A 12,367-nucleotide genomic window follows, 5' to 3' on the forward strand; every position below is an offset into this window, starting at 1 on the left:
TGCCGAGCCGGTCGAAGCAACCGACCTCGAGCCCGACATCGAAGACGAGCTCACCGTCGACGACATCCTGAATGCGATGCAGAACGACGACGCCACCCTGGCGGAAGCCGACGACCAGGAGCACGCGGACCTGCTCATCGACCTCAAGCGCGTCACCGCGGAGTACGCGAACTATCGTCGCCGCACCGAGGATCTGCGCCAGCTCGAGATCGATCGGGCGCAGGGGCGGGTCGCCTCCGGCATCCTTCCCGTGCTCGATGATCTCGACCGCGCCGAGAAGCACGGCGACCTCCTCGAGGGCACCCCCTTCGCCGCGATCGCCGACAAGCTGCGCGTCTTCGCGGAGCGCCTCGGCATCACCTCGTACGGCGAGGCGGGCGAGGTCTTCGATCCGCAGCGCCACGAGGCGATCTTCCAGCAGCCGATGCCCGGCACGGTCGAGCCGACGGTGCTCGAGGTCGTCGAGGTCGGCTACCGCCTGGGCGACGTGGAACTGCGACCCGCCAAGGTGGTCGTCGCGGCGCCGGTCGACCCTTCGACGGGCTCAGGGACCGGTTAGACGGACATGGCCAATCAGGACTGGTTCGACAAGGACTTCTACAAGATCCTCGGGGTCTCGAAGGACGTCAGCGCGGCCGATCTCAAGAAGGCATACCGCAAGCTCGCCCGCACGCACCACCCCGACTCCAATCAGGGCGCCGCGAACGCCGAGGCGAAGTTCAAGGAGATCAGCGAGGCCTACGCGGTGCTCAGCGACCCCGAGCAGCGCGAGGAGTACGACCAGATCCGCGCGATGGGCTCGGGCGCCCGCTTCACCGCGGGCGGCCAGCCCGGCGGGTTCGAAGACGTCTTCAGCATGTTCGGCCAGGGCCGTGGCCGCGGCCAGTCGGCCGAGGACTTCGACGACATCTTCAGCATGTTCAACCAGCAGCAGGGCGGCGGGTTCGGCACCGGGCGGTTCGGCCAGACGTCCGGGGGATTCCGCGGCTATGGCGGCCCCCAGCGCGGGTCGGATGTCACCGCACGCACCACGATCGACTTCGTCACCGCGACCAAGGGCGAGACCATCACGCTGCAGGGCGAGGATGGGAAGCCGTTCAAGGTCAAGATCCCCGCGGGGGTCTCCGACGGTCAGAAGGTGCGCCTGCGCGGCCGCGGACGCCCGTCGCCCGACGGCGGCGAGAACGGCGACATCGTCGTACAGGTGGCCGTGCGCAAGCACCCGGTGTTCGAACGCGACGGGCTCAACCTGCGGGTCACCGTGCCGGTCACCTTCACCGAGGCGGCGCTCGGGGCGACGATCGAGGTTCCGACCCTCGGCGGCGATCCCGTCAAGCTCCGGGTCGCGCCCGGCACCCCGTCGGGCCGCGTGCTGCGCGTGAAGGGCCGCGGGGTGCAGACCGCGAAGGGCACGGGCGACCTGCTCGCCGTGGTGCAGGTGGCGGTCCCCGCGCACCTGGACGATGCGGCGCGCGAGGCGCTCGAGCGCTTCCACGAACTGGAGTCCAAGGAGAACCCGCGGGCCGACATGATGGCGAAGGCGCGCGGCTGAGAGCGACCGCGCGGAGGGAGCGACCATGAACGATGAGCGGCACGTCACCGAGGACTCGCCCCTCTTCGCGATCGCCGTCGCGGCCGAGATCGCGGGGATGCATCCCCAGACGCTCCGGCAGTACGACCGGCTCGGCCTCGTCGTGCCCGGTCGCACCCAGGGCGGTTCGCGCCGGTACTCGATGCGGCACGTCGAGCAGCTGCGGGAGGTGGCCCGCCTCTCCGCCGAGGGGATGAGCCTGCCGGCGATCTCGCGCATCATCGAACTCGAGAACCGCGTGCGTGAACTCCACCTGCGCGTCCGCGACCTCGAGGAGCGCATGCGCTCCGAGCTCGACCGCCGCCCCGGCGCCCGCGTCTTCGCCGCGGGGCAGGCGGGTTCTGTCGTGTCGCTGCGGCACGGCACCCGCGTCCGCCGCGCCACCGAGGTGGTGCTGTGGCGCCCCGGCCGCGCGCTCCGGGCGGTCGAAGAGCAGCCGGATGCCGCGGCCGAGGGCACCGACGAGCGGGAGCCCGGCGCGCGGTAGATCCGGCACCCGACGCGCGACATCCACCGGGGGTCACTTCCCGCGCCCGCGCGCGTGTGGTTCAGTTAGCCATGTCTTCAGCCGACGTCGCGGCCCCGCCCTTCAACAGGCGCCTCGCGTTCCTGCTCGCCATGGCCATGTTCGTCCTCGTGGTCGACACGTCGCTCATGAACGTGTCGATCTCCGCGGTCGTCGCCGATATCGACACGACCGCCAGCGCGGTGCAGGGCGCGATCGCTCTGGAGGCCCTCGTCTCCGCCGCGTTCATCCTCATCGGCGGCAAGATGGGCGACCTGATCGGCCGTAGGCGCGCCTATGTCCTGGGACTGCTGGGCTATGCGGTCGGCGCGATCGCGATGACGCTCACCCAGCACATCTGGTCGATCATCCTCTTCTGGGCGGTCATCGGCGGCATCGGCGCCTCGCTCCTGCTGCCGGCGATGCAGTCGCTCATCCACGGCAACTTCGAGGGCGCTCAGCAGAAGCAGGTGTACGCCCTCGTCGGCGCGTCGGCCGCCATCGCCGCCGCCGTGGGACCCCTGCTCGGCGGGTTCATCACGACCTTCCTGTCGTGGCGCGTCGGGTTCCTGCTCGAGGCCGTGATCATCGCCGTCGTGCTGGCGGGGATCAAGCTCGTGAAAGACGTCGAGTACACCGGCTCGCGAGAGGTCGACTGGGGTGGCGCCGCGCTCTCGGTGGTCGGCATGGGCGGCATCGTCACCGGCATCCTCGTGTGGCAGGAGGGCGGGCAGTACGTCGGTCTGCTGATCGGCGCGGGCGCGCTCGCGCTCGTCGGCTTCGCCTGGTGGCTGCGCCGGCAGAAGCGACGCGCGAAGGCGACCCTGATCGACCCGGACCTCTTCCGATCCAAGGTCTTCCAGTCGGGCGTCACGGGGCAGCTGCTTCAGCAGGTCGCGCTCGGCGGATCGATGATCGTGATCCCCCTCTATCTGCAGATGGTGCTCGAGTACAACGCGCTGTGGGCGGGAATCTCGATCGCGCCGCTGTCGCTCAGCATGTTCGCGGTCGCGCTGTGGGCGGGCCGTCATGCGAAGGGCCGCCCGGCGAACATCGTCCTGCTCGGCTTCACCCTGCTCGTGGTGGGCCTCGGCGCGATCGTGCCGATCGTGCCGCGCGCGGACTCGGGGTGGTGGCTCGCTATCCCTCTCATCGTCGCGGGCGGGGGGCTGGGGCTGCTCGTCTCGCAGCTGAACAACTACACGCTCTCGCCGATCTCCAACGAGCGGGTGAGCGAGGCCGCCGGCGTCAACTCGGCCGCAGGCTCATTCGGCCTGTCGTTCGGACTCGCGTTCGCGGGCGCGATCATGCTTGCCACGCTGGCGTTCACTTTCACCGCTCAGGCGCAGGCGAGCACGGTGCTGCCGCCCGAAGACCAGGAACGGGTCGCGGTGGCGCTGGAGGAGGACGCGCAGCTGATGTCGACGACGCAACTCGAGGAGCTCATCTCGGGCGAGCCGGAGGAGATCCAGGAAGAGGTCATCGCGATCAACGAACGGTCTCGCCCGATCGCGCTCCAGGTCGCGCTGCTGATCCCGATCCTCGCCGGCGTCGCCGGCATCCTGAACGCCCTCCGGATGCGGCGCCTCCCCGACCCGGCACCGTCCGCGGCCGGCGAGAGCGTGCTCGGCGGCTAGCGCCGTCAGGGCATCGGCCTCAGTCGGCGGGGGAGGGCGGAGGGGTGCCGAGCGAGCGCACGGCATCCCAGAACTCGCCCGGGATCCGGGCATCGAGCAATCCATCGAGCGCCTGCAGCCGCTCGATGCTCGACACGCCCACCACCACGGTGTGCACGCGGGGGTCGCCGATCGCGAACTGCAGTGCCGCCGCGGCGAGGTCGACCCCGGAGTCCGCGGCCGCCCCGCGCAACCGCTCCAGGTAGGCGAGGAACTCGGGGGACGGCTCCGTGTAGGCGTACTTCACGCCGCGCGTGGCCGATCCGGCCAGGATGCCGCCGCCGAAGGGCGCGGCGTTGAACACGGCCATGCCCCGCTCGGTGGCGTCGGTGAAGACCTGATCGGCCGTGCGGTCGACGAGCGTGAAGCGATTGTGGATGAGCACGGCATCGAACGCGTCGGTGCGGACGTACGCCTCCATCAGCGCGCGGGTTCCCGCCGCGATCCCGATCGCCCCGACGGCCCCCTCCTCGCGCAGCCGTGCGAGCGCCTCCACCGGCCCTCCCGGGGCCATCGCCTCGGCGACCGTGAGGCCATAGGGATCGTGGAAGTGCAGCAGGGGGAGGGTGTCGAGCCCCAGCCGCTGCTTCGTCTCGTCGAACGATCGCAGCACCCGGTCGGCGTCGAAGACGCCCGTCTCGGGGTCGGGATCCACCTTCGAGAAGATTCGGCGATCGTAGGGCAGGCCGCCGAGCCGGGCGATCGCTTCGCCGAGCAGGCGCTCGCTGTTGCCGTGGGCGTAGTTGTTGGACGTGTCGATCTGGTGGAAACGGCCCGACAGCAGCGCGTCCGCGAGGGCATCGCCGATCTCGGGGCGCTTGCCGAGCGGGGAGGCTCCCATCGTGAGGGGCTCGAGGCTTGCGGCGAGGAGGCGTCCGGGGCTCTGCGTCATTCTTCGAGGCTATCCGGGATGATCCGTCACGGGTCGAGCCGAAGGACGTTCGCCGATTCGCCGACGGTCAGGTCATCGACGACGCGGATGCCCCGGGCCAGCTCGTCGAGCGGCCCGATGACGGTTCCGAACCTCTCCCGGTCGCTGCACACGGCGGTGACGCTGACGAAGTGCGAGCCGAGATCCCACGTGTAGGTCGCGAACGGCGGGGTGCGACCATCGGAGGGCAGGGGTACGACGAGCTTCTCTCCGTTGCCGAGGTACGTGCCGCGGAAGGTCTCGGTGTCGTCGTACTCCATCGGCATCGTGGCGCGTGCGGCGCGCACCTGCGAGGTCGCCTGCTGCACCTGCGCCATGACGACCAGCAGCTCAGGGTCGGCCTTCCACACCCAGACGAGCACGCGGCCGTTCGCGCGGCGCATGAGGAATGGGACGGCCTGGCTCATCGCCCATGCGGTGAAGCCGCTCCCGGGCCTCGCGGGCGCGCCGGCGGCTCCCGTCGCCTGGGCGAGCAGCATCCCGATCGCGGCCTTGCGGTGCCGGCGGCCCTTGAAGCCGAGCGAATCCGTGACCGCCACCCACCGGGTGGGCTCGGCGTCGGCCTGCAGTCTGGGCATGGATCCAGCCTACGAGTCGCCGCAGCCCTTCCGGGGTGCGAAGTCAACCGCGGGTACAGTGGAAGAGCCGACCGCACGCTCCGTGTCCATCACGGCGCCCTGTGCCCGCCGCACCGCCGCAGAGATAAGGCCACCGAAACTTCGTGACTCCCCCCGCGACGACCGATCACCCTCGACCCCCCGAGGCAGGCGAGCGACCCCTGACGGTCGTCATCGGGGCCGACACGTTCGCCCCGCACGTGAACGGCGCCGCCCGCTTCGGCGAGCGCCTCGCCGCCGGCCTCGTCGCGCGCGGCCATGAGGTGCACGTGATGGCCCCGAGCGACACCCACCGCAAGCACGGCGTGTTCACCGAGGTCATCGAGGAGCAGCCGATGACCGTGCATCGGCTCCCGTCGTGGCGCTGGTATCCCCATGACTGGCTCACGTTCGTGTTGCCGTGGATGTCGAAGCACCACGCCCGCCGCGTGCTCGACACCGTCAAGCCCGATGTCGTGCACATCCAGTCGCACATCGTGATCGGGCGCGGCCTCGCCCGCGAGGCGCGCAAGCGCGGCATCCCGATCATCGCCACGAATCACGTGATGGCCGAGAACGTCGTCGACTTCACGACGCTCCCGCATGCCCTCAACGACGTCATGGTGAAGCTCGCGTGGGCCGACGCGAAGCGGACGTTCGAGATGACCCGCGCGGTGACGACCCCGACCCGCAAGGCGGCGGACTTCCTCGAAGCGACGATCGACATCACGGGCGTCATTCCCGTCAGCTGCGGCATCGAAGCGTCGAACTACACCCCCGATCTCACGCCGCGCGAGAGCAACCGCATCGTGTTCGTCGGTCGCCTCACGACCGAGAAGCACATCGATGTGCTGCTGAAGGCGGTCAAGAAGCTGGATGCCTCGCTCGAGGCCACACTCGACATCGTGGGCGACGGCGACCAGCGGCGCGCACTCGAGAACCTCTCCCACGAACTCGGCCTGGACGCGCGCGTCACGTTCCACGGCCGCACGGCGGAGGCCGAGCTGCGGTCGCTCCTGACGAGGGCGAGCGTCTTCGCGATCGCGTCGATCGCCGAGCTGCAATCGATCGCGACCATGGAGGCGATGGCGTCGGGGCTTCCGATCGTCGCCGCGAACGCCGTCGCCCTGCCCCACCTCGTGCACGACGGCGAGAACGGCTACCTGTTCGAGCCCGGCAACGTCGACGAGCTCGCCGCGCGGCTCACCGATGTGCTGACAGCGTCGCCCGAAGAGCGGCTGCGCATGCAGAAGGCGTCGCTCAAGGGCGTCGAGATCCACGACATCACTCGCACCCTCGAGACGTTCGAGGCGCTCTATCGCGGCGAGTCGCTGCCCGAGTAGGCGCCCGTGCATATCGTCATGTTCGGCGACCAGCACGTCGAGACGCTCGGCGGTGCGCAGGTCTCCATGCGCCTGCAGCGCGACTTCCTCGAGCGCGCCGGCCACACGGTCACGATCGTGGCGCCGCGCATGCAGGTCGCGGATCGGCCCAGCGGGAACGGGGACCCGGTCTACGTGGACACGCCCTCGATCCCGATCACGCCGGATCGCGAGTACTCCCTCTCCTGGCCCGGCACGCGCACCGACCGGTTCGTCGACGCCGCCCTCGAGGCGCGCCCGCCCGTCGACGTCGTGCACGTGCAGGCGGACTTCTGGGGCGCCTTCACGGGACACCGCTTCGCGCGCCGTCATGGATTGCCGACCGTGCACACGATGCACAACCGGGTGGATGTCGGGATCGCGGCGACCGCGCCGTTCCCGGGGCTCGTGCTGCGGGCGCTCAACGGCTGGCGCCGACGGGCGCTGCCGCTCAGCGAGGCCCGCCCGCTCGGGCACGACGGCTGGGCCTATCTCCAAGGGCTCGCGGCCTTCGCCGACGCCGTCACGGCCCCCTCGTCGCATTTCGCTTCGCGGCTGGAGGCGCACGGCGTGTTTCCGCACGTCGACGTGATCTGGAACGGCATCGACGACGACGTGCTCGATGCGGCGCTCGCCGCCGACACGGCGGTGCGGGCGCCGGGACGGCCACGGTTCGTGTGGCTCGGGCGGATGAGCCCCGAGAAGCGGCTGCTCCCGTTCCTGGAGGCCGTGGCCGAGTCGCGCATCCGCGCGGATGTCGAGGTGATCGGCGGCGGGGGTCAGGAAGGCGCGGCGAGGAGGCTCGTCGAGCGACTGCGGCCCGAGGCATCCATCGACTTCACCGGTCGGCTGCCGTATGCAGAGACCCTGCGGCGCATCGCCGCTGCCGACGCGGTCGTGCAGACATCGATCGGCTTCGAGACCCAGGGCATGACCGTGTTCGAGGCGGCGTCGCTCGGTACGCCGGCCATCGTCTGCGACCCCGACATCGGACAGGAGCTCGGCTCCGGGTACTGGCCGGTCGGCGACGACATCATTCCGGATGCCACGACCCACGCGCTCGCGCACACGCTGCGCCGGGCCGTCGCGGAGATCGCGGCCGGAACCGGCCCGAGGCCGGACCCCGCGATCGCGGAGCGCTTCCGCCAGTCCTCCCGCACGGCCGCGATGGTGGAGATCTACCGGCGGGTCAGCGGGGCATAACTCCTGCATTTCGGGCCCGGCCCGCGGCGGGTCGGCCGTGGTGGCGGCCTTCATCGCGGGCAGCGAGGCCGAAATGCAGGAGTTATGCGCGCTGGATGCTCCCTAGCCCGCGGCGGGTCAGGATCGGCGTGTGCGATCGAACGGCAGCTGCCGGTACCCGTCGCTGCGGAGCGAGACGAGCGACGCGACGAATCCAGCGACGGCGAGGGCTGAGACGAGGATGAGGATGAACATGGCAGAAACGCTACGCTTGACGCGATACCGCCACGAGTGGCAGGATGGACACACAGCGTAGAAAAACTGCCACGCTTCGGGAAGGCTCGGCGTTGGCAGCTCACGACCGCGAGACCGCGCAGGAGGAACGATGAAGACCGTCGCCGTTATCGTGCAGGAGGGGTTCGCGCCGTTCGAATTCGGGGTCGCGTGCGAGGCCTTCGGGCTCGACCGCTCGGACGACGGCATCCCGAACTTCGACTTCCGCATCGTGACCCCCGAGCCGGGCGCCATCCCTTCGAAGCTGGGGTTCTCGATCAATGTCGAGAACGATCTGTCGTTCGCGTACGAGGCCGATCTCGTGGTCGTGTCGCCGACGCCGAAGGAGTACTGGCCGCGCATCGACGAGCGGGTGATGGATGTCGTGCGCCACGCCGCCGCGCGCGGCGCATGGCTGCTGAGCGTCTGCAGCGGGTCGTTCGTGCTCGCCGCCGCCGGTGTGCTCGACGGCCGCCGCGCCACCACGCACTGGATGTACGCCGACAAGATGGCGCAGATGTATCCGCAGATCGACGTCGACCCCGACGTCCTCTACGTGCAGGACGGGCGCATCATCACCAGCGCGGGAACGGCGGCCGGCCTCGACGCGTGCCTGCACCTGCTGCGCCAGGAGCTCGGCGCCGAGATGACGAACACGATCGCCCGGCGCATGGTGGTGCCTCCGCAGCGCGACGGCGGGCAGGCGCAGTTCATCGCGCACCCGCTGCCCCAGGTGGCGAGCATGTCGCTCGCTCCGGTCACCGACTGGATGCTCTCGAACCTCCGCGAAGAGCTGACCGTCGATGACCTCGCGGCACGCGCCCACATGTCGCCCCGCACCTTCGCTCGCCGGTTCAAGGCCGACCACGGCACGACCCCCGCGGCGTGGCTGAACCGCCAGCGGATCATCCACGCGCAACGGCTGCTCGAAGAGACGCACCTCGGCCTCGACCGCATCGCCTACGAGTGCGGCTTCGGGTCGGCTGCCGTGCTGCGCCAGAACTTCACGCGCACCCTGGGCACGACGCCGACCGCGTACCGTGCGACCTTCTGCTGCCGGCTCGATGAGTACGACTCGACGCCCGAGCCGGAGCTCGCGAGCTCGATGGCCTGAGTCAGCCGAGATCGTCGGCGAGGCGGATCGCGCGCGCGAGCACCTCGAGCAGGGGATCGAGCGCCTCGGCGACCGCAAGGTGGGCCGTGCCCGTGCGCATGACGATGTCGCGTCCCCGCGTGCGCCAGACCCAGTGCGTGCCGCGAACGACGGCGTCGTGCTCGTTCGTCACGTAGCGGGTGGCCTTCACGCCCTCGCCGAGGTTTTCGGAGGCGAAGGGCACGACATCCGCGGGGCGGATCGCGGGTGATGGATGGACCGGAGCGACGATGCGAGGTCTCGGAGCTGCTCCGTGTCGACGATCAGTGTGCCCATGCGTCAACTTTAGGCGGGCCGAGCCCGGCGCGACGATGGGGACAATTGCCCATCGCCGCGATGCCTACGGCGCCCGGCGAGCGGGGTCTTCCGGTCGCGTGTCCAGCGCGTCGAGGAGTTCTGCGGCGGGATCGGGGCGGCGGCCCTCGAGGAGCGCCGCCAGGAGGTGTCGCGGCTCGGCCTTTCGGACGTTCTCAGCGCGGGCCATCGCCACGGCACGCGCGATCACACCGCGAAGTCCCGATGTGGGTGGCCCGCTTCCGGCGCGTCGGGGCGAGACCTGCGCGGGCTTCGTGCCGAGTTCGATCCCGATGGCCGCCAGCGCGAGACGGTCGAGGCGCTGGGCGGCGACGCGCGCTTGCTCCACATCTGTGCCGAGGGTGCGGGCGACCGCCGGATCATGGAGGAGCCCAAGTAAGAGGTGATCGGTTCCGATTCGGCGGTCTCCTCGCCTCGTCGCCTCCTCGGCCGCACGTACCAGCACCGCCGTCGCAGCGGGGGTGATCGGTCCGGACACGTCGTCCTACTTCCTGTACTTGGCGTGGATGGACTGCCGGGACACACCGAGCGCATCTCCGATCTGCTCCCACGACCAGCCCTGATCCCTGGCCGCACGCACCTGCTCCGCCTCGACCTGCTCGGCCAACCGGCGGAGGGCGCCTACCGCGCGCAACCCGACAGCAGGATCGGTCGACTGCAGCCGGGAGACCACGTCACTGCTCTCCATGTCGTCAGTCTGGCTTGACAACCTCGCCGTGTCAAGCCAGACTGACGAGCGGCGTCAGGCCAGACTGACGAATCGATTCAGACCGACGATTCGAGTCAGACCGCCGATTCAGGAGGGGAAGAGATGAACGATGGCGAGTTCGCCATCCGGGTGGACGATCTGCGGATGCGGTACGCGGCCCGCGATGTGCTCACCGGGGTGACCTTCGACGTACCGAGGGGCGAGGTGCTGGTTCTGCTGGGCCCGAATGGAGCGGGAAAGACGACGACGATCGAGATACTCGAGGGGTTCCGGATGCGCTCCTCGGGCCGCGTTTCGGTCCTGGGCGTCGATCCGGCGCGCGGCGATGAGCAATGGCGGGCCAGGCTCGGCATCGTCATGCAGTCCTGGCGAGATCACGCGAAATGGCGAGTGGGTGAATTCCTCGCCTACCAGGGGTCGTACTACGCTCCCTTCGCAACGGCGTCGGCGCCTCGACCCTGGCCGGTCGCGGATCTTCTGGACGCCGTCGGGTTGACCGATCAGGCGAAGACCCCGATCGGGCGGCTGTCGGGCGGGCAGCGCCGCCGCCTCGATGTCGCCGTGGGACTGGTCGGACGCCCGGAGCTCGTGCTCCTGGACGAGCCGACGACGGGGTTCGACCCGGAGGCACGCGCGGAATTCCATGCGATCATCCACGCGGTAACGACCCGGTTCCACACGACAGTCCTGCTCACGACGCACGATCTCGACGAGGCCGAGAAGCTCGCCAGCCGCGTAGCGGTCCTGGCCCGGGGTGAGATCATCGCCGACGGCACTCCGTTGCAGCTCGCGCGCCAGATCGCCGGTGAAGACGAGGTGCGCTGGAGCGAGGACGGCATCCCGCACACACGATCGGTCGCCGACTCCACGGCGTTCGTTCGAGAACTCTTTCGCCGGCACGGCGACGCCATCAGCGCGCTGGAGGTCCGCCGCTCCTCGTTGGAGCAGACGTACCTCGCCCTCGTCCGGGAGGCAGAGGCATCGCGCACCGACGAGATCGAGAGGACTGCAGCATGACCACCACCGCCGTTCGGTCCGGCTTCCGGGCCGGCCTCATCGAATTGCGTCAAGGATTCACGGGCACTGCCCTCATCGGTCAGCTCTTCTGGCCCGTGGTCACGCTGGTGGCCATCTGGTTTCTGCGCGATCTGCCGTTCTCGGGTGTCCGTCTCGGTCCCCTGATCCTGCCGAGCACGGTGGGAATGTTCGTCGCCCTCGGCATGCTGCTGACCGTGCAGCAGCTGGCGGCCGACCGCGAAGACGGTTCCCTCCTGCGCGCGAAGGCGACACCGCACGGGATCCGCGGCTACCTCGTCGGCAAGTTCGTCAACGTGTCCGCGACCGTTGTCGCGTACCTCCTCATTCTGCTCGTCCCGGGCGCGTTGCTCATCGGCGGGCTCTCGATCGATGCCGCAGGAGTGCTCACCCTTGCCTGGGTGCTGGCGCTCGGATTCATCGCCACCCAGGCGCTCGGCGCGGTGCTGGGCGCCTCCGTGGAGAATTCCCGCGGCGCCGGTGTGCTGTCCGTGCCCGTGATCGTGCTCATCGCGATATCCGGCATCTTCTATCCGATCACCGCGCTCCCGGAGTGGCTTCAGGTCGTCGGGCAGATCTTTCCTGTCTACTGGCTCGGGCTCGGCGTGCGCTCCGCGCTCCTGCCCGAACACGCGGCCGCGCTCGAGATCGACCAGTCCTGGCGCCACCTCGAAACAGCGGCGGTGCTCGGGGCGTGGGCCGTCGCCGGGCTGATCGTCGCCCCCATCGTGCTCAGACGCATGGCTCGACGAGAATCCGGGTCACGCGTGGCGCGACGACGAGAGAGCCTTCAGCAACGAGTCGGGTGACAGGGCACGTCGCCGCGGCGGAGTTTCGATAGCGTGTGAGCGTGCGTGCAGCACTCCGGAAGCTGTTGTCCCGCAAGACGCTCGGCAAGGATGCCGCGGCGGGGCTCGTCCTCGGCATCGAGGCGGTGCCCGACGGGCTGGCCGCGGGACTGCTCGCCGGCATCAACCCGCTCGCGGGGCTCTACGCGTACCTGTTCGGAATGGTGGGCGCCACGTTCTTCACGAGCAGCA

General features: G+C 69.8%; 15 protein-coding genes. 10 read left to right on the top strand and 5 right to left on the bottom strand.

What is annotated here, in order from left to right; all coding sequences use genetic code 11:
- From VNT50_RS05145 to VNT50_RS05160, 4 genes are all read left to right on the top strand, one after another.
- On the top strand, positions 1–559 hold a 559-nt coding region (locus tag VNT50_RS05145), incomplete at its 5' end, for a nucleotide exchange factor GrpE (protein WP_325484030.1).
- A 6-nt stretch (positions 560–565) separates the two neighbouring features.
- Complete coding sequence (locus tag VNT50_RS05150; RefSeq protein WP_325484031.1) at positions 566–1,552, top strand: DnaJ C-terminal domain-containing protein; 987 nt, start codon at positions 566–568, stop codon at positions 1,550–1,552.
- A gap of 25 nt (positions 1,553–1,577) precedes the next feature.
- On the top strand, positions 1,578–2,078 hold the full coding sequence (locus VNT50_RS05155) for a heat shock protein transcriptional repressor HspR (RefSeq protein ID WP_325484032.1): 501 nt from the start codon (positions 1,578–1,580) through the stop codon (positions 2,076–2,078).
- A 71-nt stretch (positions 2,079–2,149) separates the two neighbouring features.
- Entirely contained in the window at positions 2,150–3,733 is a 1,584-nt protein-coding gene (locus tag VNT50_RS05160; protein WP_325484033.1) for an MFS transporter, read from the top strand.
- Between the two features lie 19 nt (positions 3,734–3,752).
- On the opposite strand, the gene VNT50_RS05165 is transcribed toward VNT50_RS05160, so the two are convergent.
- Entirely contained in the window at positions 3,753–4,664 is a 912-nt protein-coding gene (locus tag VNT50_RS05165) for an aldo/keto reductase (protein ID WP_325484034.1), read from the bottom strand.
- A 26-nt stretch (positions 4,665–4,690) separates the two neighbouring features.
- Complete coding sequence (locus VNT50_RS05170; RefSeq protein WP_325484035.1) at positions 4,691–5,281, bottom strand: hypothetical protein; 591 nt, start codon at positions 5,279–5,281, stop codon at positions 4,691–4,693.
- Between the two features lie 143 nt (positions 5,282–5,424).
- On the opposite strand from VNT50_RS05170, the gene VNT50_RS05175 reads away from it, so the two are divergent.
- The 3 genes from VNT50_RS05175 (at position 5,425) to VNT50_RS05185 (ending at position 9,229) form a co-directional block, all read left to right on the top strand.
- On the top strand, positions 5,425–6,642 hold the full coding sequence (locus VNT50_RS05175) for a glycosyltransferase (protein ID WP_325484036.1): 1,218 nt from the start codon (positions 5,425–5,427) through the stop codon (positions 6,640–6,642).
- 6 nt (positions 6,643–6,648) lie between these two features.
- Positions 6,649–7,863, top strand: a complete 1,215-nt coding sequence (locus VNT50_RS05180; RefSeq protein ID WP_325484037.1) for a glycosyltransferase — start codon at positions 6,649–6,651, stop codon at positions 7,861–7,863.
- 364 nt (positions 7,864–8,227) lie between these two features.
- Positions 8,228–9,229: a GlxA family transcriptional regulator gene (locus tag VNT50_RS05185; protein WP_325484038.1), complete on the top strand. Its 1,002-nt coding sequence runs from the start codon at positions 8,228–8,230 to the stop codon at positions 9,227–9,229.
- A gap of 1 nt (position 9,230) precedes the next feature.
- On the opposite strand, the gene VNT50_RS05190 is transcribed toward VNT50_RS05185, so the two are convergent.
- From VNT50_RS05190 to VNT50_RS05200, 3 genes are all read right to left on the bottom strand, one after another.
- Positions 9,231–9,452, bottom strand: a complete 222-nt coding sequence (locus VNT50_RS05190; RefSeq protein WP_325484039.1) for a hypothetical protein — start codon at positions 9,450–9,452, stop codon at positions 9,231–9,233.
- Positions 9,453–9,608: 156 nt separating this feature from the next.
- On the bottom strand, positions 9,609–10,061 hold the full coding sequence (locus tag VNT50_RS05195) for a Clp protease N-terminal domain-containing protein (protein WP_325484040.1): 453 nt from the start codon (positions 10,059–10,061) through the stop codon (positions 9,609–9,611).
- 6 nt (positions 10,062–10,067) lie between these two features.
- On the bottom strand, positions 10,068–10,271 hold the full coding sequence (locus VNT50_RS05200; RefSeq protein WP_325484041.1) for a helix-turn-helix domain-containing protein: 204 nt from the start codon (positions 10,269–10,271) through the stop codon (positions 10,068–10,070).
- 123 nt (positions 10,272–10,394) lie between these two features.
- Here VNT50_RS05200 and VNT50_RS05205 point away from each other — a divergent pair, with 123 nt between their 5' ends.
- The 3 genes from VNT50_RS05205 to VNT50_RS05215 form a co-directional block, all read left to right on the top strand.
- Positions 10,395–11,309, top strand: coding sequence for an ABC transporter ATP-binding protein (locus VNT50_RS05205; protein ID WP_325484042.1), 915 nt, complete (start codon positions 10,395–10,397; stop codon positions 11,307–11,309).
- Entirely contained in the window at positions 11,306–12,136 is an 831-nt protein-coding gene (locus tag VNT50_RS05210; RefSeq protein ID WP_325484043.1) for an ABC transporter permease, read from the top strand. The genes VNT50_RS05205 and VNT50_RS05210 overlap by 4 nt, the downstream gene beginning before the upstream one ends.
- A 41-nt stretch (positions 12,137–12,177) precedes the next feature.
- Positions 12,178–12,367: SulP family inorganic anion transporter (locus VNT50_RS05215; protein WP_325484044.1), on the top strand; the 190-nt coding region annotated here is incomplete at its 3' end.

The organism is Microbacterium sp. (assembly GCF_035554235.1).
Taxonomy (GTDB): Bacteria; Actinomycetota; Actinomycetes; order Actinomycetales; family Microbacteriaceae; genus Microbacterium.